We start from the raw sequence: 23,513 nt of genomic DNA, 5'->3' as shown, positions 1-23,513 counted from the left end.
GCGTCGCGGCCGGCCAGGGTGATCGCGGTCATCGGGTGGTCGCTTCCGGGGTGGGGGGAACGGCGGCCGTGACGGGCCGGCCCGTCACGGCGAAGAACACGTCGTCCAGGTCGGGGGTGCGCACGGCCAGCCCGTCCACGTCGACCGAGGCGGCGTCGAGGCGGTCGAGCAGGGCTCTGAGGGAGCGGACGCCGCCGTCGCCGGGCACCCGCAGGACCAGCGGCTCGTCGGCCGGGTCCGGTGCGACGCCCAGCGCGGCGGCGGCGTCGGCCAGGGCGCGGTCGTCGGCGAACCGCAGCTCGACGTGCCCGCCCGGCGCCAGCCGCTTCAACTCGGCCGGGGCGCCCTCGGCGACGATCCGGCCGTGGTCGAGCAGCGCGATCCGGTCGGCGAGCTGGTCCGCCTCCTCCAGGTACTGCGTGGTGAGGAAGATCGTCACACCCCGGGCGACGAGGTCGCGCACGATCTGCCACAGGTCGCGCCGGCTGCGCGGGTCGAGCCCGGTGGTCGGCTCGTCGAGGAAGACCACCCTCGGGTCGCCGATCAGGCCCATGGCGAGGTCGAGCCGACGCCGCATGCCGCCGGAGTACGTCACGCCCGCCTTCCTCGCCGCCTCGCCGAGGCCGAACCGTTCGAGCAGGTCCGCCGCGCGTCGCCGGCCCTCGGCCCGGCCCAGGTGGTGCAGGTCGGCCATGAGCAGCAGGTTCTCCTCGCCGGTGAGGAAGTCGTCCACCGCCGAGAACTGACCCGTGACGCCGATCGCGGCCCGCACGAGGTCGGGTTCGCGGCGCACGTCGTGCCCGCCGACGCGGACCTCGCCCGCGTCGGCGCGGATCAGGGTCGACAAGATCTGGACCACGGTCGTCTTGCCCGCGCCGTTGGGGCCGAGCAAGGAGAAGACGGCGCCCTCGGGCACGTGCAGGTCGATGCCGTCGAGCACCACCTGCCTGCCGTACGACCGGCGCAATCCGGTCACCGCGATCGCGGGGTTGTTCGTCATGCGGAGCACGGTGCCGCCGCACCGGATCACGACGGTTTCACCGCGGTTTCACCACCCTCCACCGGTCACGGTCGCCGGGCGGGCATGGCCGTCGGCCGAGCTGTCACCGACCCGGCTCCGTCTACAACGGACAGTGGTCCTTCGGGTCGACCGCTCGTCAGGGCGAGTAGACGTCGAAAATGTTGCGTGGAGCGAATTGGGACGCCTTTGACAGCAGATCACCCGGGAGGCCGATCCGATTGCTCCGACATCGGCACACCGGCCGATATCGCGACTGCCGGAAGTCCGTTGGCCGGGATTGCCGCCTTCGGGCGCGACCGGGTTTACCGCTACGGTTGGCGACCAGGAGTGGCTCCCTGTGGTTATGTTGGAGGGTGGTCGTGCGCCGATCGGCGAGCGGGCCGATTGCCGCAGGTCGGGGCGAGGGGGTGGTGATCCGATGTCGGCGGGCGACTGCGCGGCGGACGCCATTCCCGGTCCGGTGGAATCGACCTGGCCCGATCGGAACGGGCGACAACGCGCACTCCACCGAATGGCACGGCCGACCGGCCGCGGCGGGCGGAAGCGGTGACGGCTGCCCCCGTCCCCGTCCGGGTGGAACTGCTGGGCGCCGTCCGGGCCTGGCGCAACGGGGTCGAGGTCGAACTGGGCACCGCCCGGCAGCGCGCGGTGTTCGCCCTGCTCGCCCTGCGGGCCGGGCAGGCCGTGTCCAAGGACGAGCTGATCGACGGCGTGTGGGGCGACTCGCCGCCCGCGACGGCCGGCGCCGGCCTGTACACCTACATCTCCGGCCTGCGCCGGGCGTTGGAGCCGGAGCGGCCCAAGCGGTCCGCCGGCGTGGTGCTCACCTCCGCCGGGTCCGGGTACTGCCTGCGCGTGCCGGTCGACGGCGTGGACGTCCACCGGTTCGAACGCCACCGCGAACGGGCCAGGGAGCTGGCCGACCGCGAACCGGCGCTGGCGCTGGCCGAGCTGGAGCAGGCGCACGCGTTGTGGCGCGGTGAGGCGCTCTCCGGGGTGCCCGGCCCGTTCGCCGAGTCGCAGCGGTCGCGGTTGCACGAGCTGCGGTTGGCCACCGCGGAACGGCGGGCCGAGCTGGCGCTGGTCGTCGGGCGGCACGAGGACGTGATCGCGGACCTCGCCGCGCTGACCCGCGAGCACCCGGTGCGGGAGGGCCTGCGCGCCCTGCTCATGACCGCGCTGCACCGGGCCGGGCGCCAGGCGGAGGCGTTGGAGGTCTACCACGACGCACGCCGGGTGCTCGTGGAGGAGCTGGGCATCGAGCCGGGCTCCGCGCTGCGGCAGGCGCACCGGATCGTGTTGGAGGACAAGGCCGACGACGTCCCGGCGCCGCGGGTCGGCGCCTCGCCGATGATCGAGCCCGCCGTGTTCGTCGGCCGGGAGGAGGAGGCGGACGTGCTGCGCGGGGCCGTCTCCGCCCTGGTCGCCGGTCGGGGCGGCGCGGTCTGGGTCGGTGGCGAGCCGGGCATCGGCAAGTCCGCCCTGCTGGCCACCGGCCTGTCCCGGGCGGCCGACGCCGGCTGCCGGGTGGCGTGGGCGGCGGGCGACGAGTTCGGGCCGCGCACCCCGCTGCGCGTGCTGCTCGACTGCCTCGACGTCACCGAGTCCTCCGGCGATCCGCGCCGGGCCGCGTTGGCGCAGGCGCTGCGCCGCCCGGCCGGCGCGTCCGACGACCCGGTGCCGCTGGTGATCGAGCGGATGATCGGCCTGGTCGACGAGCTGTGCGACGAGGCGCCGCTGGTGATCGTGGTCGACGACCTCCAGTGGGTGGACGAGGCCAGCGTCCTGCTGTGGCACCGCCTCCTGCGGGTGGTGCGCCAGTGGCCCCTGCTGCTGGTCGCCGCCGGTCGGCCGGTGCCGCGGCGGGCCGACGTGGACCAGGTGCGGCGCGCGGTCGTCGGCGCCGGCGGCCGGGTCGTCGAACTCGGCCGCCTGTCGGACGAGTCGGTCACCGCGCTGCTGACCGCGCGCTTCGGCGCGCCGCCCGGTGGGAGCCTGCGCGCGCTCACCGACCTGGCCGCCGGGAACCCGCTCTACACCAAGGACCTCGTCGACGTCATGCAGCGCGAACGCGCGGTCCGGGTGGTCGGCGGCCTGGCCGAGCCGGTCGCGGGCGCCGACCAGGAGTTACCCCGCTCCCTGGTGTCGGTGCTGTCCCGCAGGCTCGGCTTCCTGTCCGCCGCCACGACGGACGTGCTGCGCTCGGCGGCGTTGTTGGGCGACGAGTTCGCCCTCGGTGACGTCGCGACCGTGACGGGCCGCGCGCTGGGGAGCCTCGTCGCCGCGGTGGAGGAGGCGACCGCCGCCGGCGTGCTGGACGACGGCGGGTCGAAGCTGGCGTTCCGCCACCGGCTCCTCCGCCAGGCGCTCTACCTCTCCGTGCCCGCCGGTGTCCGGGCCGCGCTGCACCGCCAGGCCGCCGAGGCGCTCGCCGAGGCGGGCGCACCGGTCGAACTCGTCGTCGGGCAGCTGGCCGCCGCGCCGGGCACGGTGGACGAGTGGGCCGCGGACTGGCTGGTCGCGCACGCGGTGGTGCTCGTGAGCCGGGCGCCCGACCCGGCCGTCGAACTGCTCCGCGCGGTGATCGCCGAGTCCACAGTGGACGCCGAACGCCGTGAGCGGCTGGCCGCCCTGTTGGCCACCTTGATGTTCTGGCTCGGCCGATCGCCCCAGGCCGCGGCGAGGTACGTGCTGGCCCGCACCAGGGACGCCGACCGGGCCGCCGGGATGCGCTGGATCCTCGCCTACACCCGGTACCGGGACGGCCAGGTGAGCGAAGCCGTCGACGCCTTGCGCACGGCGGTGGCGGACGACGCGGTGCCGCCGTTGTGGCGCGCGCGCCTGGAGTCGTTGCTGGCGGTGGTGCAGCGGGAAGGACTCAACGACGTCGCCGCCGCCGAGGAGACGGCGAACCGCGCCCTCCGGCGTGGCGAGGACGTGGGGGACGACCTGGCCGCGGCCCACGCGCTGCAAGGGCTGTGGCAGGTCAGCACCGTCCGCCGCGACCACGCGGAAGCCCTGGAACGGGTCGACCGCGCGCTGGCCCTGACCGACGGGCACCGGGACCTCACCACGCTGAGGCTCGACCTGCTGGACGACAAGGCGTTCACGCTGCAGAGCCTGGACCGGCTCGACGAGGCCGACGACGTGCTGCGCGCGGCCCGCGACCTGGCCCGGTCCGGCGGGCTCGGTCCGCACGTCACCACCGCCGTGCAGGACTACTGGCGCGGCCGGTGGGACCGGGCGCTGGCCGAGGCGGACGCCCTGCGCGACGACCCGCCCGCCGGGCTGCGCGAACGTGGGCCGCTCCTGCTCGTGCACGGCGTGGCCGCGCTGGTCGCCGCCCGACGAGGCCGGACCCGGGTGGCGGAGGACCACCTCCGCGCCGCCGCCGAACTGCCCCTCGTCACCCCGTCCGACCGGGAGAACGGCGACTTCCTGCTCGTCGCACGGGTGGTGCTGGCCGAGCACGCCGAACGGCTCGACGAGGCCTTCGCCGCCGTGGAGCCACTGCTGACCGCCCACCCCGCCCACCTGCCGCGGCGGCACCAGTGGCTGCCCGACGTGGCGCGGCTCGCCGTCCGGACCGGGCGGTCGGACCTCGCCGAGCGCGCGCTGGCCGCGTCCGTCGAAGAGGCCGCGCTGGAACGGGTTCCCGGCCGGGCGTCCACCGCCGAAGCCCGCTGTCGGGGGCTGGTGGAGGGCGACCCGGAGCCGGTGCTCGCCGCCGTGGCGCGGTACCGGTCCGCCGGACGGCCGGTGGAGCTGGCGGAGGCGTCGGAGGACGCAGCGGTGCTGCTCGCGGCCCGGGGTGACCGGGCGGCGGCCGAGGCGGCGTTGCGCGAGGCGTTGGCGGGCTACGAAGGCCTGGGCGCGGTGCACGACGCGCGACGGGCGCGCAACCGGATGCGCGGTGAGGGACAGGAGTTCGGATGGGTCGGTGCGGGCTGACGGGCTGCGGTCGGGTGGGGCGGTCGGTGAGGTGACGGTCGACGTGCGGCGGTGCGCGGGCAGGGTGTCGGACGAGAGGTGGTCTGCGGGATGACGGGCGCGTTGCGGGTCGAACTGCTGGGCACGGTGCGCGCATGGTGGGGTGAGCGGGAAGTGGAGTTGGGCTCCTCGCGGCCGCGGGCGCTGTTCGCGATGCTGGCGCTGCGTTCCGGTGGCGTGGGGCGTGACGAGCTGGTGGCGGGCGTCTGGGGCGCCGACGCGCCGCCGACGGCCGAAGGCAGCGTCCACACCTACGTGTCGACGCTGCGCAAGGCGCTGGAACCGGACCGGCCACGCGGCGTCCCGGCGCGGTCGCTGGTGTCGGTCGGCTCCGGCTACCGGCTGCTGGTGGACGGCGGGCTGGACGTGGCGGCGTTCGAGTCGATGCGCGACCAGGCCCGGCGGCAGCTCGCCGACGGCGACCCCGGCGCCGCCCGGCGTTCGCTGGACGAGGCGTTGGCGCTGTGGCGCGGCGAGGCGCTGGCGGGGCTGACCGGTCCGTTCGCCGAAGCGCAGCGGCGCAGGCTCGGCGAAGCGCGGACCACCGCGCGGGAACTGCGCGCCGAGGCCGCGCTGGCCTCCGGCGCGCACGCCGAGGTCGTCGCCGAGCTGGTCGACCTCGTGGCCGAGGAACCGCTGCGGGAACGGGCGCGCGAGCTGCTGATGCTCGCCCTGCACCGGTCCGGGCGCAGCGCCGAGGCGCTCGAGGTGTTCCGGGACGCGCGCCGGGTCCTGGTGGCGGAGCTGGAGGTCGAGCCGGGACGACGGCTGCGCGCCGCGCACGAGCACATTCTGAGCGGCACGGACCCGGAGCCGGTGACCGCCGTGCGGCGACCGTCCGTCGTGCAGCCGGTCGACCCGCCGCCCGACGCGGGGCTCGTGGGACGGGACGTGGAACTGGCGGCCGTGCGCCGGGTGGTCGACGACGTCACCACCGGCGCGGGGCGGCTGCTGTGGATCGAAGGCGAGATGGGCATCGGCAAGTCGGCGCTGCTGGCCGCGGTGCTGGAGCAGGCCACCCGGTCCGGGCACCAGGTCGCCCACGCCGTCGCCGACGAGCTGGGCAGCCGCTTCCCGCTGCGGCTCGCGCTGGACTGCCTGCGCGTCGAGACGCGTTCGCCGGACCCGAGGCGTGCGGCGACCGCGAGGGCACTGCGCCAGGAGCGACCCGCCGGGTCGATCTTCGCCGACTCCGACCCGGTGTTCGGCGCGGTCGACCGGCTCGTCGCCCTGGTGGAACAGCTGTGCGCCGACGGCCCGCTGGTGTTCGCGCTCGACGACCTCCAGTGGTCGGACGAGACCAGCACCCAGGTGTGGCACCGGCTCACGACCGTGGCCCGACGCCTGCCGCTGCTGCTGGTCGGCGCGGCCAGGCCGGTGCCGTACCGGGCCGAGGTCGCGCGGCTGCGCCGGGACGTCGAGTCGAGCGGCGGCGCGGTGCTCGACCTCGCGCCGCTGGCCGACACCGAGGTGGCCGGCCTCGTCGGACGCCTCGTCGGCGCGTCGCCAGGGCCGGGGCTGCGCCGGATCGCCGCCCGTGCCGGTGGCAACCCGCTGTACCTGCGCGAGGTCGCCGACGCGCTCGTCCGCGAACGGGTCGTGGAGGTCGACACGGGGGTCGCGGACGTCGCCGCGCACGCGTTGGACCGCGTGCCGGTGTCGCTGGTGTCCGCGGTGACCGGCCGGCTGGACTTCCTGTCCGACCCGACCCGGGAGGTGCTGCGGTGGTCCGCCCTGCTCGGCGGCGAGTTCGCGGTCGACGACCTGTCGGTGGTGCTCGGCACACCCGTGTTCGACCTCGCCGGACGGCTGGAGGAGGCCGTGGCGGCGGGTGTGCTGCGTGACGCCGGTCCGCGGATGGCGTTCCGGCACCCGCTCATCCGGCAGGCCCTGTACGAGGGGACGCCCGCCGCCCTGCGCACCGCGTTGCACCAGCAGGCCGCGCAAGCGCTCGCGGCGTCCGGCGCGCCCGTGGACCACGTGGCCGAGCAGCTGCTGGCCGCGTCCGGCGACGTCGGTTCGTGGGTGGTGGACTGGCTGGTCGCGCAGGCGCCCGCGCTGGTCTACCGCGCGCCGTTGGTGGCGGTCGAGCTGTTGCAGCGCTGCCTCGGGTCGTCGGTGGCGCGGGACGAGCGTGACGCGACGTTGATGGCGCACCTCAGCAGCGCGTTGTTCCGGATCGGGCGGGACGCGGAGGCCGAGGAGCACGCGCGCCGGGCGTTGCCGCGGTTGCGGTCGCCGGACCTGATCGCGGAGGTGCGGTGGACGTTGGCGTACATGCCCTACCGGGGTGCGCGGGCGGAGGAGGCGGTGACGGCGTCGCGGGAGGCGTTGGCCGATCCCGTGCTGTCGGACATGTGGCGGGCGCGGCTGTTGTCGTTGCTGGCCTTGGTGCAGCGGGCGGGGATCGGTGAGCTGGACGGCGCCGAGACCAGCGCGCGGGCGGCCATCGAGGCGGGCGAGCGGGCCGCCGACCCGTTCGCCATCGGTCAGGCGCTGGAGGTGTTGTGGCAGGTCGAGGCCGTGCGCCGGGACTACCCGCGGGCCGTCGCGTACCTGGACCAGGCACTGGACGTGGTCGGCACCGACGTCAGCCTCACCGACCTGCGGCTGTTGTTGCTGGACAACCGCATCTTCACGCTCCAGTGCCTGGACCGGTTGGAGGAGGCGACGTCGAGCCTGCGGGCCGCGTTCGAGCTGGCGGGTCGCGGGACGCCGGTGGCCGGCCTGCACCTCGCCGCCGCCGTGCACCAGTTCTGGCTCGGGGGGTGGGACGAGGCGGTGGGGCGGCTGGAGGCGGTCGTCGGCGATCCGGAGTTCACCGGCTTCGGCCTGCGCGAGGGCGGGCCCGTGCTGCTGCACGGCGTGGTCGCGCTGATCGCCGCGCACCGGGACGACGGCGAGCGGCTGCAGACCCACCTGACCACGGGGCTGACGTTGCCCTTGGTGACGGAGGCGTATCGGGAGAACTGCGACTTCCTCGTCGCGGCCCAGGCGATGGCGGCGGCGCGCGAGGGTGATCACGCGGGTGCGGTGGCGGTGCTCGGCGCGATCCTCGACACCCGGTACGCCGACATGATGCTGCGGCACCAGTGGCTGCCCGAGCTGGTGCGCCAGGCGTTGGCGTGCGGTGATCAGGCGACGGCCCGGGCGGCCGTCGAAGCGTGCGAGGCCGAGGCCGCTCGGGAGACCAAGGCGGCCCGTGCGGCTGCGGCGGCGCGGCGGTGCCGGAGCGTGCTGGCGGCGGACCCGGAGGGCCTGGTGCCCGTCATCGGCCACTACCGCGCGGTGGGCCGGACGTTCGAGCTGGCGCAGACCTTGGAGGACCAGGCCGTGCTGCTCGCCCGGCGCGGCGAGGCGGCGGAGGCCGCGGGCGTCGTCGGCGAGGCGATCGACCTCTACCGCGGTTTCGGCGCACGGTGGGACGTGAGGCGGGCCGCCGCACGGGTCGCGGAGGCGGGTTGAGCCGGGGTGCGAGCCGGGGGCGGATCCGGTGAGGTGATCTCAGCGACTCCTGATCGACGCGACCACCGGCTGCCGTACAACCGGGCAAAGGGAAGGGACGGATCATTGCCAAGTGTGCGTCGTTGGGTGTGGGTCGTTGGGTGTGGGCCGGTGGGCGGGGGCCGGTGGGTCGCGGCGAGGAGTGATGGGCGAGGGCTGGGGGGCGTTGGGTGCTGGTGGGTCGGCGTTGAGGGCTGGTGGGGCGTTGGGTGAGGGTCGGTCGGTCGTGGGGTTGGGCTGAGGATGCGCGGCGGTGGGCTGGGCAGATCGTTTCCGGCCGTCGCGCCACACCTTCTTTTCCCGGCAACAAATTTACCGTTTCCATTCATCCCCGACGCCTGTGCCACTTTTGGGTGATCTCGGAACCAAGCGGGATGGGTTAGGGATCCGGGGTCTCGGTGGTAGTGGTCTCGTCATGTGAGGGAGCGTTGATGACGCCGTCCGACGACATCACCCACCTGGCCTCGCCATGCGGGCGGACCGGGTGGGGGGTGCGGGACTTGGCCCGGATGCCCCGCAGCGCCAGGTCGACCACGTGCCGAAGCGCGGCCGGGTCCTTCCTCGTCACGTCCTTCCTCACCGCGGGCTGAGCCTCCGACATCTCAGATCATCCCCTTCCGAAGGGCGTAAGCGACCGCGTGCGGCCGGTTGCGCAGGTTGAGCCGGGTGGTGATGCCGTAGAACACGTTCTTGATGGTCCGCTCCGAGTACGACAGCCGGCCCGCGATCTCGGCCGTGTCCAACCCGTCGGCCATCAACCGCAGCACGTCCGTCTCCCGCGCCGAGAGCCGGTCACGCCCCCCTTCCGGCTCCAGCACCTGCCGCTGCAACCGCTGCACGTGCCGCAGCAGCTCCGCCACCATGTTCGGCGGCATCGCGCCACCACCCGCCGCCGCGGTCAGGACGCTGCGCAGCACCAGCTGGTCGGTCACCGTGGCCCGCGGCAGGATTGCCACGATCCGGCACTCCACGGCCGTGAGCACGTCGGACTCACCGACCTCGTCGACGATCAGCACCACCGGCGCGCCGACGTGCGCGGCAGCCCGGCGCAACCGCGCCACCACCTCGACCCCCAGCCGGTCGACCGCCATGACGACGACGTCCGGCTTCGCGTGGACGGCGCCCTCCAGCAGTTCCAAGTCGGGCCTCGAACCGAGGTAGGTGATCAGGCCCGTCATGCTCAGGTGATCCGCCGCTTGGACCACGACCCGGATTCGCTCCACCGCTGCCTCCCGCAGTCTCGGATTGCACCACCGAGTCTGCGAGCCGAGGCTTCACGCGGTCTCAAGCCCGTCTAAAAGGATTCTTCACGGCCGCTGGATGATGTCCGGACGACGTGAAGAGACGCGCTCCGAACTCAACACCGGGGAAGGCCGCCGGTCAAGAGGCGCGAGGTGGCGAGAGGCGAGTCAAGAGGTGACCGGCGAGCCGCTCAGCCCCAGCTCGTCGACCTCGACCCAGTGCTCGTGCACGGACCGCAGGACGTCGGCCAGGTCGTGCGCCGGCCGCCAGCCCGGGTAGTCGCGGCGGAACTTGCGGGTATCGGTGATCCAGCACCGTACGTCCGCGAACCGGTGCTCGGGCACGTACTCGAACCGCACCTCCTGCCCGGTCAGGTACTCGTACCGGGCGATCAGCTCCAGGATCGACGTGCTCCGCTCCCGCCCGCCACCCGCGTGGTAGACCTCGCCGGGACGGGGGTCCAGGTAGAAGTGCCAGAACATCTCCACCAGGTCACGCGCGTCCAGCACGTCGCGCACCTGCTTGCCGCCGTGCCCGATCACCGGGAACGTCGCACCGCGCACGGCGCTGCGCACCAGGTGCGACAGGAAGCCGCTCTGCTCCACCCCCGCCTGCCTGGCCCCGGCCACGCTGCCGCACCGGAACACCCCGACCCGCAGCCCCAGCAGGGCCGCGTACGACTGCGCGGCGAGGTCGGCGGCCAGGTTCGACACCCCGGCGAACGTCCGGTTCCCGCCCAGCCGGATCGACTCGTCGACGCCGTGCTCGTGGTAGGGGTGCGCCGGGTCGATCTCCCACCTCGTGTCGGTCTCCACCAGCGGCAGGGAGTCCGACAGGTCGCCGTACACCTTCGTGGTGGACGTCAGCACGACCACCGCCGAGGGGCAGTGCCGCCGCACGGCCTCCAGCACGGTCATCGTGCCGACCGCGTTGACCTCCAGATCCGCCAGGGGCCGGTCGGCCGCCCACACGTCGCTCGGCTGCCCGGCCGTGTGCACGACCAGCCGCACGTCCGTCCCGTACTCGCCGAACAACGTGCCGAGCGCGCTTGCGTCGCGCACGTCCATCTGGTGGTGCCGGTAGTTCGGGATGCGCTCGACGTCGGCCAGGTTGTCCGCGACGGAGCCGGCCGGGCCGAACAGGCGCCGCCGCATCCCGTTGTCCACCCCCACGACCAGGTCGAACCTCGACGCGAGCGCCCGCACGGCCTCACCACCGACCAGGCCCGCCGATCCGGTGACCACTACCACGTCCACGTGCCGCTCCTTCCTGAAGTCTGCAATGGACACTCAAGGCCGGCGGAAGAACTCCACCTCGCCCAACGCGATGTGCCGCCCCTGCGCCTGACCCGCCGCCGCCCGCACCACCAGCCGGATCCGCACCACGCCGCTCACCGCCGTGTCGACGCGCTGCGGACCCACCCGGTCGGCCAACGGCAGCGGCACGGTGCGGCTGGACCCGTCCGCCGTGATGACCACCATGTCCATCGCGGAGACCCTCGCCTGCCCGGTGAATGCGCGCTCCTCCACGCCGGCGCCCGTGTGCACGACCACCGACAGCAGCCGGTAAGGGGTCGCGAAGCCGAACTCCACCGCGTCGCCCACGGCCGTCGCGCCCCAGTACCGGTTCGACAGGCCGTCCACGGCCGCCGCCGCGGGGTGACCGGGCACCTCGGCGGTGGCGGTGGTGCTGGTCGGCCCGATCGCGACGGGGGTGGAGGTCTTGTCGCGCACGTCCTCGATCAGCGCCGACGCCGTCGGGTAGAACGCGATCACGGCCAGGAGCAGCACCGCGCCCGCGGCGAACGCGACGAGCCGGCGCAGCCACCGAGAGGTGTCGCCGTGCCACCGCCACCGCCGTCGGGCCTGCCGCCGCGGTTCGGTCACGCCGGGGCGCAACGGCGTGGCGCACCGGCGGCAGAACCGGCGTCCCGGCGGGTTCGCGACCCCGCACGCCGGGCACGGCGGCCCGACGACCACCTCGTCGTCCACCGCGCTGGGCAGCGGTCGTCGCGCCTCCGGCCGACCCGGCAGCACTGGCCCGGGCCGCTCCTCGGCCTCGTCCTGCGGCGCCTGCGGCACCTGCGGTTCGGCGGCCCAGCCCAGGTAGGTGCCGCAGTTGCCGCAGAAGTCGTCCGCGTCGCGCACGGGCGCGCCGCACTGCGTGCACAGGCGCATGTCAGTCCCCGTTCCCGCTCGGCACCTCGACGGCGCAGGTCACGTGCAGCGGGCACACCGCCTCGACCAGCGCCACCACCCGGTCCCGGTCGACCGCGCCGGACCGGCCGGGCCGCACCCGCACCAGCACGACGTCCGACGGGCGGGGCAGGGCGGTGTCGGGCGTGGTGGACCACGTCGCGCCGGGGCCGTCGACCACCTCCGCCCGCACGCCGAGGCACAGCTCCAACCGCGCCACGAGGCCACGTGCGGTGCCGCGCAGGCGGTGCAGCTCGACGGCGCGGCGCACCACCTCCCGGCGCAGCGGCTCCGGCCACGCCGGGTCGAGGTCCGCCGCGACCCAGGACGACAGCCACGTCACGAAGTCCGCGGGCGCGAGGTCCGGGTCGAAGTGCTCCGCCAGGTTGTCGAGGGTCGACAGGATCGCCGACAGCACGGCGTCCAGGCCCGAGGTGAACCGCTGGGCGAAGTCGTCGGCCGCGTACAGCGAGGGCAGCATCCCGCCCAGCGGGTACCGGCTGGGCAGTTCCGGGAGCGCGGCGCGGCTCACGACCCCACCACCACGATCTGGTGCTGGTAGGAGAACACCAGCGCGTTCGGCGCGACCTCGACCCGGTCCACCGGCGCGCCACGCGCCCCGGTGATCGGATCGGCCGGGAACAGCCTGATCTCCTCCACCAGCCGCACCCCGCCGACGCCTTGGAGCACCGCGAAGACCTCGCCGTACTGCACCGGCCGGCCGAACTCCCACCCGGTGCCCTCCGTGCCGCCGCGCAGCGGGTTGAGGTAGCGGTAGAGCGCGTCCAGCGCGTCCTCGCGCACCCCGTTGCCCTCGGTGGCCGGCGCCACCACGCGCGCGACCACCGTGACGCCCTGGTAGCGCGGCGGTTCCACGACCAGCCGGGTGCCGAGCAGCCGCCGTTCGTCCAACCGCCGCGCCACCGCCGACACCACGTCCTCGGTCGGCACCAGCTGCTCGAACCGCAGCCGGTCGCCCTGGTCGGCCACCGCGTCGGGCACCACCAGCACCCGGGCCGCGCCCGGACCGTCGGGCAGGCACCGCACCCTGGCCAGCGACGGCGCGGCCAGCTTGGCGATGTGCTCGTGGTCGGCGGCCGTCACCGCGCGTTCCTGCACCCGGAGCTGGTGCGGCGCGCGCACCTTCGCCTCCGCCACGGTCTCGCCGTCGACGCCGCCGCGGGCGGCCTCGCGGTTCTCCACCGCCGCCACGTACGGCACCGAGCTGCGCAGCGCCGAGATCGCGCCGCGCGCCACGTTGCCCGCCCGTCCGCCACCCGTGCGGTAGCGGGGCACCTGCACCACCGAGCCCTTGGGCGGCACGGCGCCGTAGCGGCGCAACGTCCCGTCCGCCTCTCGGACCGCCGGCGGGAAGTGGAACTCGCCGCGCACGGCGTCCAGCACCACGTGCCGGTCCTGCGGCGTCGACTCGCCGAAGTGGTCCACCACGGTCCAGTCCTGCCAGCCGTCGCCCGACGACACCCGCACCACCACCGGGTCGCCGTCCAGCAGCACGGGCGAGCGCGGCGCGGTGAACCGCTGCCCCGGCACGCCCGCCGTCTCGCCCAGCAGCACGTCGGTCTCCGTCTCGGCGTGCTCGGCCGCGGTGGTGCCGCCGATGGTGAACGCCTCGGCCTCGCGCACGGTCGGCGACTCCGAGTAGAACGGCTGCTCCCGCACCGGTTCGGTGACGCGGCAGCGCAGCCAGCCCGCGCGGTGGCCCGCCACCGCGGACTCGGTGTGCCCGGCGGGCACGTGCAGCACGACCTCACCGGGCCGGTTCAGGCCGCCGGTGCTGTCCTCGTCGACCTCGCACGGCTGCCAGTCCTGCCCGGTCCACGCCTCCCACACCAGGGGCGGCTGCCGCGGGTCGACGCCGATGCCCTCGACCCGGCTGTCCAGCCGCAGCACCACCACGCAGCGCGGCACGGCGGCCGACAGCCCGAACAGCGTCGCGTCGCCGGGCGTCGGCGTGGCCTGGAAGCACCGCACGTCCCGGCCCGCCTCCAGGTCCTTGGTCCGGTCGGTGTGCTCACCCGACGCCGCCCTGGTCACCAGCCGCCGGACCGAGCACGGCACCACGGTCAGCTCGTCGGTGGTGGCGAACACGACCGCCTCGGAGCTCTCCGAGCGCGCCGTGGCGACCTCGGTGCCGACGGGCAGCACGACGGGCTGCGGCTGCGGCGCGGACAGCCAGAACGTGACGTCGGCGCGCGCGGCGGTCGGCGGGAACAGCGTGACGCCGAGCAGGTCCAGGAACGCCAGGTGGTTGCGCTCGGGCACCCGGTTGAGCCGGTAGACGAGCTGGTCGACCATCTGCGCGAAGGTCTCGATGAGGGTGACGCCGGGGTCGGACACGTTGTGGTCCGTCCACTCCGGACAGCTCTGCTGGACGTACCGCTTGGCCTCGTCCACGAGCTGCTGGAAGCGCCGGTCGTCCAGGTTCGGTGCGGGCAGCGCCATCACTCCACGCCCCCCTCGGCCGGGATGGTGTAGAAGGGGAAGACCAGGTTGCGCCGGTCGTTGGTGGACCGGATGGTGTAGCGCACGTCGATGTAGAGCGTGCCGACCTCGACGGCGTCGAACGCGACCACCACGTCGTCGACCTCGATGCGCGGTTCCCAGCGGTCCAGCGCGGCGCGCACCTCGCGGGCGACGTGGCCCGCCGTGGCGCCGTCGGCCGAGGCGAACACGTGCTCGTGGATGCCGCAGCCGAACTCCGGGCGCATCGGCCGCTCGCCCGGCGCCGTGCCGAGCACGAGCCGGATGGCCTCGGTGATCTCCTGCTCGCGCTCGACCATCCCGATGCCGCCGGTCGGCCCGGTCCGCAGCGGGAAACCCCAGCCGCGCCCGATGAAGCTCTCGCTCATCACCTGCCCCCGATGAGCACGGTCGGCGCACCGGTGAGGACGTTCGCCTGGCAGGTGGTGCTGTCGCCGACCCGTGCGGCGACGACCCCGCCGATGAGCACCTGGCCGCCGACGCGGGGCTTGACGATGTTCGCGGGCCCCAGGACGGCGTCCTTGGGGATGACGCACACGTGCAGGCTGCCGCCCACGGCGGCGGGCTTGCCCTCGATCAGGACGGTGGCCACCTTGGCGGCCACCGCGGGCGGCGGGGTGCCGACGGCGCCGCCGTGCGACGTCTTGTCACCCAGTCGGGCGGCGGGGAACATGGTGATCTCCTTCGGGTCAGTTGATCCGGACGATCGCGCCCTTGAGCACGGCCTGGGCCCGGCCTTCGACGGAGGCGTCGGCGCCGCTGACGGACACCGAGGTGGTCGCCTCGACGGACACCGTCCTGCCCTTGAGCACCAGGTCGCCGAGCCCGGCGTCGACGGTGATCCCGCGCGCGTCCAGGCTGATCGAGCCGAGCACCCGGCGACCCCGCGGCGTGCTCACCCGGATGTCGATGCTCCCGGTCTTCTCGTCCAGCGTGATGTCCAGCCGCTTGTCACCGGTCTGGAGGCGGACGCCGGCGGCGGTGAGGCCGTCCAGCAGCTCCAGCCGGTTGCCCGTGCGGGACACCAGCGACCGCCGGTTCACCCGGCCGCTCGTGCGGTCCACCAGCGGCACGTCGTGCGGCGAGGGCTGGTCGACGCCGTTGTAGAGCCCGCCGAGCACGTACGGGCGGTCCAGGCTGCCCTGCTCGAAGCCGACCAGCACCTCGTCGTTGACCTCGGGGCTGAACACGCCGCCGCCGCGGACACCGCCCCACTGCACGGTGCGGACCCAGTCGGTGACGTAATTGTCGTCCAGCCAGGGGAACTTCAGCCGCACCCAGCCCCGCTGGTCGCGGCCGACCTCCTTGATGTCCGTGACGATCCCGGTGGCCAGGCCCGGCATCCGCGGCGAGCGGCCGGGCGCGTTGCCGCCCAGCGCCAACCCGGCCAGCGACCGGTCCGGCGAGCTGCTCACCGTGACGATGCTGCGGTAGCCGTGCTCGGGCTCCAGCACGTGCCGCACCGACGTCGCCGTGTAGTGCCCCCTGAACGCCGGCCCCACGTCGGCCAACGTGATCGGCACGCCCGCGCGCAGGTGCGGATGGCCCTTGGCGACCGCCTCGATCTCCGCGTACCCGGCGCTGATCGACTCGGCGAGCGACCGTGCCGCGGTGTCCGTCTCGGCCTGAGTGCTGTAGGGCGTGTCGGCCACGAGCGTGGTGGTCCTCTTGCCGGCCACGGACTCGCCGAAGCCGGGCAGGACGGTCTTGCTCCGGGTGGCCGGCTCGACCGCCACGAACGCCTTCTTCGTGGCCACGTCCCAGGAGCGCACCTCGACCCTCTCCACCTGGTCGGAGCCGGTCAGCGACGCGCGCAGGGCCAGCAGGTCGCCGTGCCGGAGCACCAACGGGCTGGTGGCGGTGGACGCGGGCGCGGTGGACGCGGGCTTGGGCTTGAGCAGCTCCAACGTGCCCTTGTCGTCCACCTGGACGGTCACGCCGTGCTCGCGGGCGAGCTGCTGGAGGAACTCCCAGTCCGACACGTTCGCCTGGCTGAGCTGCGTGTACCTGACGGGGGAGAGCTCGACGCGGCCGACGGTGAGCCCGGCGTTGCGGGCGACCTGGCGCACCACGGTGGCGGCCGGGACGTTGTGGAACGCCTCCACCCGACGGCCCCGGAACAGCCGGTGCGCCTTGCTCATGGCGCGGATGACGGTGAACGAGCCGGTCGAGTCGCCGTCCGTCTCCAGCCCGGTGACCTCGCCGCCGAACAGCTGCTCCCGGGCCTTGCTCTCGACCGCCACCACGGACACCGTCAACGGGGTGCCGATCTTGATCTTGCTGGCGGTCAGCAGCTCGTGGTTGCCGTCGCGGTAGGTCAGGACGGCGAGGTCGGGCAGGCCGACGTTCTCGTCGACCACGCAGCTGACCAGCCGCTTGTCCCACGTGCTCGACAGCGAGGCCGCCGTCACGATCGGGTCGGCGGCGAACGAGCGGAACGACTTGCCGGCGGGCGGTGTCATCGGGCCTCCTCCATCGCGGGCACCAGCAGTTCCGCGCCCGGCACGAGCAGCATCGGGTCGTCGATGTCGTTGGCCTCGGCGATGACCCGCCAGGCGGTGGCGTCGCCGTACTCGCGCCAGGCGAGCTGCGGCAGGCTGTCGCCGGCCACGACGCGGTGCGTGCGGCGGGCCTCGCGCGAGCCGGACGTCGGGTTCTGGCCCGGGGTGTCGCTGCCCGCCTCCTCGATCGACAGCGAGCACTTCGCGCGCAGCGGCCGGCCGTCGACGTCGAACAGCGAGTAGTCCACCGACAGGTTCGACAGCACGCCGTCGAACGACGTGGTCTTGGACGTGCCCCACTCGAAGCGGACCCACGGGCTCGCGGGCTTCTTCGTCGCCAGGCTCTTCTTGGTCGGCACGCAGGCGGTGAGCAGCTGCTCCACCCTGGTCTCCACGGAGTTGTCGTGCGTGGCGGTGGCGTCGAGGAGCACGTCGACCGACAGGTTGCGCGGTCCGCTGCCGACGAACTCCGGCATCGACGTCTCGTCCGCCAGGCGGGACGGGTTGCGGCGCCACTCGGTGTTCTTGCTCAGCGCCAACGTGTTCGGGTTGAACTGGAACTTCACCGTGGCCAGCTTGGCGCCCGGCTTCGCGCCGGCCTGCGCGGGCGGCTCCATGATCACGAGCTGGGCGCGGGTGAGGCTCGCTCCCGGTTTGCCTGCCATGTCAGCCTCGTCTCAGGACGCGTCGATGCCTTCGTGGGCGAACTCCAACGTCTCCACCGCGGCCTGGGAGCTCGACGGGTCGAACGACGGGCCCTGCCAGCGGACCGGGACGATGCCCTGCACCTGCCAGCCCGCGATCCGGCTGCCGTCCGGGGTGAGGGCGACGATCTCGCCGTCCTTGCGCTCGACCTTCTTGATGACCTCGTTGAGCCACTTGACGACCTTGGCGGTGTCCGCCGTGACCGGACGGGTCATGGTGATGTTGGACCACGTGATGCGGGTGGGCAGCTGCCAGGCGAAGCCGTTGTTGCCGCCCTCGGCGAACTGCTCCACCTCCATCTGCGCGCCCATGCCGTCGCAGGTGTGGAAGGCGCCGAGGTCGTTGCCCGCTATGGAGAGCCGGAAGAAGACGCTGGTGGCGAAGAGGGTGTCGGACATCGGTACCTCCTGGTTGGTCGGCCCGGGGTGTGGTCAGCGGCGGCGGTCGTGCAGCAGGCCCGCGCGCTCGCGGCCGTGGCGCAGCTCGGCGCGCAGGAGCCTGCCGACCGGTTCGAGCAGGCGGCGGGCCAGGTCGTCGAGGTCGGGGTGGGCCGGTCCCGTCGGTTCGGCGGTGGGCTTCGGGGTCGTGGTGCGTTCGGCGACGCGTTGGACGGGCGCGGGTTTCGTGGTGACGCGGATCGCCGGCGCCGGTTGGACCGGTTTCGGCGGTGTCTGTGGTGCCGGTGGTGTCGGTGGCTTTGGTGCGGTGACGGGTGGGTGGGTGATCCCTTGGTGCGCGGTGTCGGTCGGGTCGGCGGGTGGCGTCGGGCGGACCACGGCCGGCCGGCCGGTTCTGGCGGGTCTCGCACCGGGCAGCACCGGGTCCGGGTGCCTACGCGCGTCCCCCTTGGCCTGCGCGCGTTGGACGTCGGGCCCGGTGCTCCCGCTGCCCGAGGGCCGGCGTGCCGCCGAACCCCCGGAGGTCCACCGGAGTGGGACCGCTCGGGGCAGGTTCGCGGTGCTCGGCGGGAGGTCGGTGGTGGTGGGGGAGATCAGCGGCCGCCGGGCTGGGAGCAGGGGTGTGGTGGTGAGGTGGTGGTGCTGCACGGTCGGGCGGGTCAGCGGCACGACCGGCAGGGGTGCCTGGTCGGGGGACCTCGGTGGCCTGGCCGCGGCGGTGCGGTCGGCTTGGCGGTCCGAGGGCTTGCCGGCAGGTCGGCGGTCCAGGTTGCCGGCGGTCTCGCGGTTCGGGGTGTCGGCGATTGGCCGGTGCGGGGTGGTCGTGGTGGGTGGTGTTGCTCGGCGCTGCACCATCTCGCCGGTTCGCGCTGGTTCGTGGGTCGGCTTGGCGGCGGTGTCGTGCGGTAGGACGGCGTTGGCGGGAATCCGCGCCAGTGGCTCGCCCAGGACCGGTCCGGTTCTTGGTTTGCCTTGGGAGGGCGCCGGTGGTTTGTCGGGCGTCGGTCCGGGTTCCGGCTTGCGCTGGACTACGGCATCGGCGGGGAGGCGGTCGAGCGGTTCGCCCAGGATCGCCGTAGTCCGCGACGCACGCTGTGGCGCGGGCGTGGCGGCGGTCGGTGCGTCCGCCGGTGACGTGGTTGACCTGCGCCACACCGGAGCGGCGGGTTCGCCCGGTTCCGGCGGTGCGATCGGTGGCTCAGCCGTGGGTCGCGGTCCGGGCTGCGGTAGCGATTCGGCGCGTTGCACGGCTTGACCGACCAGCGGCGCCTGTTCGGTCGGCGGGGTGGGTGTCGGCTCGGCGGCCGGGGTTGCGGTGGCGGTGGCGGTGGCGGTGGCGGTCGGCCCGGTCCGGGTCGGTGCCGCATCGGGAACGGCCCGGCGCTGCACCGCCGGTTTGTTCGTCGTTCGGGCGATCGGGATGGGCCGCAGTGGCGTGACGTCCCGACGTGCCACGGTCAGTGGGGTGCCGACCGGGTGCAGGGAGACCGGGCCGGCTGGTGATCGCGGCGCGCTCGTCGGCTCCGGTGCGACTTGGCCGGCTCGGTCTGTCTGGACTGCTTGGCTGACTGGGGCGGCTGGAGTGGCTGGGACGACTGGTGTGGCCGAGACGACTGGTGTGGCCGGTGATCGCTGCGCGATTGTCGGCCTCTGCGCCACCGGGAGGAGGGGCGCGACCGGGATGGCGGAGGCGCGCGGGGTGGCGGAGGCGACCGGGGTGGCCGAGGTGAGCGGGGTGGCCGAGGTGAGCGGGGTGGTTGGCGGCTGCGCGGCTGTTGGATCGAGGGCCGGTTGGGCGGCGGCCGTGGTGGGGGCGACCTGGTCGGCGGGGCGGGAGGTTGGGGCAGGGGTGGCGGGGGAAATCGGGGTGGTGGCTGGTGATCGCTGCGCGATCATCGGCTCCGGGGCGACCGGGGCGACCGGGGCGACCCGAGCAACCGGGGCGAGCCGAGCAACCGGGTCGACCGGGGCGGGCCGAGCAACCGGAGCGACCGGGGCGGGCCGAGTAGCTGGGGTGACCCGAGCGCCTGGGTTGGTTGGAGTGGCTGGGTTTGGAGTGGCCGTCCGCCACTGCGTGACGGCCGGTTTCGAGGTGGCCGGCGACCGCTGTGCCACCGTTGGCTTCTGGTCGGGCTGGCCGACCTGTGCGACCTTGCCGACTGGGGCGACCTTGCCGACCTGTCCGACTTTGCCGACCGGGGCGGTAGGGCTGGTGGTCGGGGTGGTGATCGTGCCGGTGGTGCTGGAGCTGTCGGTCGGGGATGGGGATTCTTGCGCAGCAGGGTTGTCGGGCAGGGCGACGGTGAGGTGGTTCGTCCCCGCGTAGCCGCCGGGTGCGCCGGTGGGCCGGGCCAGGCCGTGCATCACACCGACCGGAGCGCCTGGCAGGACCGCGTGGCCGAGGTCGCCGCTGAACGTGTGGTCCTGCCAAGCCGCCAGGCCGCTCCGGAACCGCAGTCCGTCACCCACCGCGATGCCCTTGCGCTGGATCACCCCCTCCATCGGTCGGGTCGCGCGCCAGCCACCGTCCGAATCGGACCCAGGAGCCGGAGCCGCAGCCGCAGCGGGAGCCGCAGCCGGCGTAGGCGCTACGGCCTTGCGGCGGAACCTGTCCCAGAAGCCCATCACGTCACCCCCCTTCGTTCACCCTGGTGTTGATGCGCGCGATCTCGCGGACCCAACGCCTGCGCTCGTGGTGCTCCAGGTCGAGGATCCGGTCTCGTTCCCAGTGGAAGTGGTAGGCCACGTACGCGACCTCCTCGTGCAGCCGGTCGGCCGCGTACGTCACGATTCCCCCAGGCGACCACCGGCCAGGTCGACCTCGAACCCGCTGCCGCACGACGGGCACGTCACCCCGGCGCGGGTGTGCCCCTCGCTGTTGATCCGCCGGTAGAAGTCCTGGAGGAACGCGATGTCCGTGGCGTACATCCGCTCCACCACGCCGACGTTCACCTCGTCCACCGCGCCCAGCTCGGTGATCACCATGCTGAGCAGCAGCACGCTGAGGTAACCCGGGTTCTCCTTGACCCGCAGGTCGATCTGCGGGCGCAGCTCGTCACGGGCCGTCGCCAGCCGCATCCGGCCGTTGCGGTGCACCACGCCGTCGGCGTCCACGTAACCGCGCGGCAGCTCGAACTCGAACTCGGTGCGCAGCGCCGGTTCCCGCGCCACGGCGGGCTGTGCCACCTCAGCGGGCTCCGCCAGCTCGTCCAGCGAGTCGAGCCCGATCACCCGACGCCTCATCAGTCCTCCAGGGTGATGTCCTCGAAGGTGATGGTCACCTTCTCCAACGCGGCGCTGGACTCGCCCGCCTTGAGCGACGGCCCCTCCCAGCGGCTGACCCACCCGTTGACCAGGTTCAGCCGCCGCTCGGTCTCGCCCTTGCTGTTCATGATCTCGATGGTGATGTTCTGGCGCGCCGTCTCGACGTCACCCTTGTTCACCGTCTCCTTGAGCCACTTGGTGAACTCCTTGCTCTTGTCCATCCCCCTGGTGACCGTGATCTCGCCGCCCTTGCGGGCGCCGGGCTGCTTGCGCAGCAACGGCTTGCCCTGCGGGGTCACCTGCGAGATCTCGACCACGTCCTCCTCGATCGTCACCCCGCTGACCTCCTGCAAGGACTCGACCATGTACGCGCCGAGCTGGAGGCCGAAGATGTGGGTGGAGAGTGCGTCGCCGTCTGCCATGACTGGTGCTGCCTTTCGGGGATCCGCGGGCTATTCGCTGACGAGGCTGGTGTTGTCGGAGAACTGGGCGAGGCGGAAGACCACGAACTCGGCGGGCTTGACCGGCGCCACGCCGATCTCGCACACCACCTGGCCGAGGTCGACCGACTCCGGCGGGTTGTTGTCGCGGTCGCACTTGACGTAGAACGCCTCGTCCGGCGTGCGGCCGAACAGCGCGCCCTGACGCCACTGCTCGGTGAGGAACGCGGTGATGTTGCGGCGGATGCCGGCCCACAGCCGGTCGTCGTTGGGCTCGAACACCACCCACTGCGTGCCCAGGAGGATGGACTCCTCCAAGAAGTTGAACAGCCGCCGCACGTTCAGGTAGCGCCACGCCGGGTCGGACGACAGCGTGCGGGCGCCCCAGATGCGGATGCCGCGGCCGGGGAACGTGCGCACGCAGTTCACGCCGACCGGGTTCAGCAGGTCCTGCTCACCCTTGCTGAGCGACACCTCCAGGTCGACCGCGCCGCGGATGACCTCGTTGGCCGGCGCCTTGTGCACGCCGCGCTCGGCGTCGCTGCGCGCCCACACGCCGGCGACGTGGCCGGACGGCGGCACGAACGCGTTGCGGCCGCTCGCCGGGTCGAAGACCTTGATCCACGGGTAGTACACGGTGGCGTAGCGGGAGTCGTGGTTCGCCTCCTCCATCCGCCACTTGTGCACGCGCTGCGGCGACATCCCGGGCGGGGCGTCCAGCACCGCGACCCGGTCGCCCATCTGCTCGCAGTGCGAGACGACCGCAGCCTGCACGGTCTGCACGCCCTCCAGGTCGATCAGGCCGCGCCGGTAGGCGCTCATCAGGTCGGGCACCGCGACCATGGTGACCTCGTCGATGTTCTCCAGGCCGCCGAACCCGGTGCGCGCCGCGGCGTCGCCGACGTACTCCTGCGCGTCGAGCGTCACGGGCCCGGCCGCCTTCGCGGCGGGCAGCGGGACCGACTGCTTGTCCGGCCTGGTCAGCGCCGTGCCGGACTGCTCGGTCACCTCGATCAGCTTCGACCGCTCGGCGACCTGCGTCACCACGTAGTTCTTGAGGTTCCTGCGGGTCGACACGTCGAAGGTCTCCACGACCTTGTCGCCCTGGCGGACCAGCAGCTTGAAGCGGTCCTCCGGCGGGTTCTCGCCGTCGGCGTCGGAGACCTCGACGGAGACGTCCGGGCCGGCGGCGGGCAGGGCGGAGATCCGCAGCCCGCCCAGCGTCACGGGCACCGGCGCGGCGGGCACGTCCTCGCCGTTGCCTGCCGGACCACCCACCCGCACCACGTACGCCGCGCCACCGCCGTTGGCGAAGTAGCCGTAGACGGCGTGCGGGAGGTAGGCGTCCTCGGTGAAGCCGCCGAAGTCGCGCACGTACTGGTTCCAGTTGGTGACCAGGGTCGGCTGGTGGAAGGGGCCCTGTTCGGCGAAGCCGACGAAGGCGGCCACCGCGGTGCCGACTCCCTCGATCGGGCGGGCACCGGTCTGGACCTCCTCCACGTACACGCCGGGCGAGAGGTACTGCGGCATGGTCGCTCCTTGTCTGCTCTTCCGCTCTGGCACCACAAGCGTCGCCCGCGCACGCGTGCGGCGGCAGGACCGGCGGGCCCCGGTCGAGGGCACTCCCGCTGCACCAACAGGCAATCGGCGGTCCGGCTCCCGCCGCTGCCTCCTGAGGACGCGCTGTTCCGCACGCCGGCCGGACCGTTGCGCCGGTGCGGCCGGCCGTGGTCCGGGCACGCCGACGAGCG

At 73.7% G+C, this 23,513-nt stretch carries 19 protein-coding genes; 2 read left to right on the top strand and 17 right to left on the bottom strand.

Annotated elements, in window-relative coordinates; all coding sequences use genetic code 11:
- Positions 1–28: 28 nt before the first annotated feature.
- A complete protein-coding gene (locus AB0I91_RS35315; protein ID WP_499640819.1) occupies positions 29–1,000 on the bottom strand; it encodes an ATP-binding cassette domain-containing protein in 972 nt (323 codons plus the stop codon).
- Between the two features lie 567 nt (positions 1,001–1,567).
- On the opposite strand from AB0I91_RS35315, the gene AB0I91_RS35310 reads away from it, so the two are divergent.
- Positions 1,568–4,972, top strand: coding sequence for an ATP-binding protein (locus AB0I91_RS35310; RefSeq protein WP_499640817.1), 3,405 nt, complete (start codon positions 1,568–1,570; stop codon positions 4,970–4,972).
- Positions 4,973–5,062: 90 nt separating this feature from the next.
- Positions 5,063–8,476, top strand: a complete 3,414-nt coding sequence (locus AB0I91_RS35305) for an ATP-binding protein (RefSeq protein WP_499640815.1) — start codon at positions 5,063–5,065, stop codon at positions 8,474–8,476.
- A gap of 418 nt (positions 8,477–8,894) precedes the next feature.
- On the opposite strand, the gene AB0I91_RS35300 is transcribed toward AB0I91_RS35305, so the two are convergent.
- The 16 genes from AB0I91_RS35300 to AB0I91_RS35225 all read right to left on the bottom strand — a co-directional run bounded on the left by AB0I91_RS35300 (position 8,895) and on the right by AB0I91_RS35225 (position 23,292).
- Entirely contained in the window at positions 8,895–9,083 is a 189-nt protein-coding gene (locus AB0I91_RS35300; RefSeq protein ID WP_498779646.1) for a hypothetical protein, read from the bottom strand.
- Positions 9,084–9,117: 34 nt separating this feature from the next.
- On the bottom strand, positions 9,118–9,738 hold the full coding sequence (locus AB0I91_RS35295) for a helix-turn-helix transcriptional regulator (protein ID WP_498779645.1): 621 nt from the start codon (positions 9,736–9,738) through the stop codon (positions 9,118–9,120).
- A 186-nt stretch (positions 9,739–9,924) separates the two neighbouring features.
- Positions 9,925–11,013, bottom strand: a complete 1,089-nt coding sequence (locus AB0I91_RS35290) for an NAD-dependent epimerase/dehydratase family protein (protein WP_499640813.1) — start codon at positions 11,011–11,013, stop codon at positions 9,925–9,927.
- 33 nt (positions 11,014–11,046) lie between these two features.
- Entirely contained in the window at positions 11,047–11,934 is an 888-nt protein-coding gene (locus tag AB0I91_RS35285; protein WP_499640811.1) for a zinc ribbon domain-containing protein, read from the bottom strand.
- Between the two features lies 1 nt (position 11,935).
- Positions 11,936–12,484 (bottom strand): phage tail protein, encoded by a 549-nt coding sequence (locus AB0I91_RS35280; protein ID WP_498779640.1) that lies wholly within the window; start codon positions 12,482–12,484, stop codon positions 11,936–11,938.
- A complete protein-coding gene (locus AB0I91_RS35275; protein WP_499640809.1) occupies positions 12,481–14,415 on the bottom strand; it encodes a putative baseplate assembly protein in 1,935 nt (644 codons plus the stop codon). The genes AB0I91_RS35280 and AB0I91_RS35275 overlap by 4 nt, the downstream gene beginning before the upstream one ends.
- Positions 14,415–14,822, bottom strand: coding sequence for a GPW/gp25 family protein (locus tag AB0I91_RS35270; protein ID WP_498779637.1), 408 nt, complete (start codon positions 14,820–14,822; stop codon positions 14,415–14,417). Before AB0I91_RS35270 ends, AB0I91_RS35275 begins: the two co-directional genes overlap by 1 nt.
- Positions 14,822–15,127, bottom strand: a complete 306-nt coding sequence (locus AB0I91_RS35265; protein WP_498779636.1) for a PAAR domain-containing protein — start codon at positions 15,125–15,127, stop codon at positions 14,822–14,824. Before AB0I91_RS35265 ends, AB0I91_RS35270 begins: the two co-directional genes overlap by 1 nt.
- Before the next feature lie 16 nt (positions 15,128–15,143).
- On the bottom strand, positions 15,144–16,916 hold the full coding sequence (locus AB0I91_RS35260) for a VgrG-related protein (RefSeq protein WP_499640807.1): 1,773 nt from the start codon (positions 16,914–16,916) through the stop codon (positions 15,144–15,146).
- Positions 16,913–17,620 (bottom strand): CIS tube protein, encoded by a 708-nt coding sequence (locus AB0I91_RS35255; RefSeq protein ID WP_498779633.1) that lies wholly within the window; start codon positions 17,618–17,620, stop codon positions 16,913–16,915. Before AB0I91_RS35255 ends, AB0I91_RS35260 begins: the two co-directional genes overlap by 4 nt.
- Positions 17,621–17,632: 12 nt before the next feature.
- On the bottom strand, positions 17,633–18,058 hold the full coding sequence (locus tag AB0I91_RS35250) for a phage tail protein (protein ID WP_498779631.1): 426 nt from the start codon (positions 18,056–18,058) through the stop codon (positions 17,633–17,635).
- Between the two features lie 33 nt (positions 18,059–18,091).
- A complete protein-coding gene (locus tag AB0I91_RS35245; RefSeq protein ID WP_499640805.1) occupies positions 18,092–18,727 on the bottom strand; it encodes a hypothetical protein in 636 nt (211 codons plus the stop codon).
- 1,960 nt (positions 18,728–20,687) lie between these two features.
- Complete coding sequence (locus AB0I91_RS35240) at positions 20,688–20,846, bottom strand: DUF6760 family protein (protein WP_230568861.1); 159 nt, start codon at positions 20,844–20,846, stop codon at positions 20,688–20,690.
- Positions 20,843–21,301 carry a hypothetical protein gene (locus AB0I91_RS35235; protein ID WP_498779628.1) on the bottom strand — a complete coding sequence of 153 codons (459 nt, stop codon included), beginning with the start codon at positions 21,299–21,301 and terminating at the stop codon, positions 20,843–20,845. The genes AB0I91_RS35240 and AB0I91_RS35235 overlap by 4 nt, the downstream gene beginning before the upstream one ends.
- Positions 21,301–21,744 (bottom strand): phage tail protein, encoded by a 444-nt coding sequence (locus AB0I91_RS35230; RefSeq protein WP_053717825.1) that lies wholly within the window; start codon positions 21,742–21,744, stop codon positions 21,301–21,303. The genes AB0I91_RS35235 and AB0I91_RS35230 overlap by 1 nt, the downstream gene beginning before the upstream one ends.
- Before the next feature lie 30 nt (positions 21,745–21,774).
- Positions 21,775–23,292 (bottom strand): phage tail sheath family protein, encoded by a 1,518-nt coding sequence (locus AB0I91_RS35225; protein WP_498779626.1) that lies wholly within the window; start codon positions 23,290–23,292, stop codon positions 21,775–21,777.
- Between the last annotated feature and the right edge of the window lie 221 nt (positions 23,293–23,513).

The sequence above is a fragment of the Actinosynnema sp. NPDC049800 genome (assembly GCF_040656635.1).
Classification (GTDB): Bacteria; Actinomycetota; Actinomycetes; order Mycobacteriales; family Pseudonocardiaceae; genus Actinosynnema.
Note: the sequence above shows the minus strand (reverse complement) of the source record. Positions and strands in the feature narration are given on the sequence as shown.

Excerpts from the sequence above, each read along its gene's own strand:
- AB0I91_RS35270 (WP_498779637.1), bottom strand. The coding sequence starts at position 14,822 with ATGAGCGAGAGCTTCATCGGGCGCGGCTGGGGTTTCCCGCTGCGGACC.
- AB0I91_RS35250 (WP_498779631.1), bottom strand. The coding sequence starts at position 18,058 with ATGTCCGACACCCTCTTCGCCACCAGCGTCTTCTTCCGGCTCTCCATA.
- AB0I91_RS35275 (WP_499640809.1), bottom strand. The coding sequence starts at position 14,415 with ATGGCGCTGCCCGCACCGAACCTGGACGACCGGCGCTTCCAGCAGCTC.
- AB0I91_RS35285 (WP_499640811.1), bottom strand. The coding sequence starts at position 11,934 with ATGCGCCTGTGCACGCAGTGCGGCGCGCCCGTGCGCGACGCGGACGAC.
- AB0I91_RS35225 (WP_498779626.1), bottom strand. The coding sequence starts at position 23,292 with ATGCCGCAGTACCTCTCGCCCGGCGTGTACGTGGAGGAGGTCCAGACC.
- AB0I91_RS35230 (WP_053717825.1), bottom strand. The coding sequence starts at position 21,744 with ATGGCAGACGGCGACGCACTCTCCACCCACATCTTCGGCCTCCAGCTC.
- AB0I91_RS35255 (WP_498779633.1), bottom strand. The coding sequence starts at position 17,620 with ATGGCAGGCAAACCGGGAGCGAGCCTCACCCGCGCCCAGCTCGTGATC.
- AB0I91_RS35235 (WP_498779628.1), bottom strand. The coding sequence starts at position 21,301 with ATGAGGCGTCGGGTGATCGGGCTCGACTCGCTGGACGAGCTGGCGGAG.
- AB0I91_RS35260 (WP_499640807.1), bottom strand. The coding sequence starts at position 16,916 with ATGACACCGCCCGCCGGCAAGTCGTTCCGCTCGTTCGCCGCCGACCCG.
- AB0I91_RS35265 (WP_498779636.1), bottom strand. The coding sequence starts at position 15,127 with ATGTTCCCCGCCGCCCGACTGGGTGACAAGACGTCGCACGGCGGCGCC.
- AB0I91_RS35305 (WP_499640815.1), top strand. The coding sequence starts at position 5,063 with ATGACGGGCGCGTTGCGGGTCGAACTGCTGGGCACGGTGCGCGCATGG.
- AB0I91_RS35315 (WP_499640819.1), bottom strand. The coding sequence starts at position 1,000 with ATGACGAACAACCCCGCGATCGCGGTGACCGGATTGCGCCGGTCGTAC.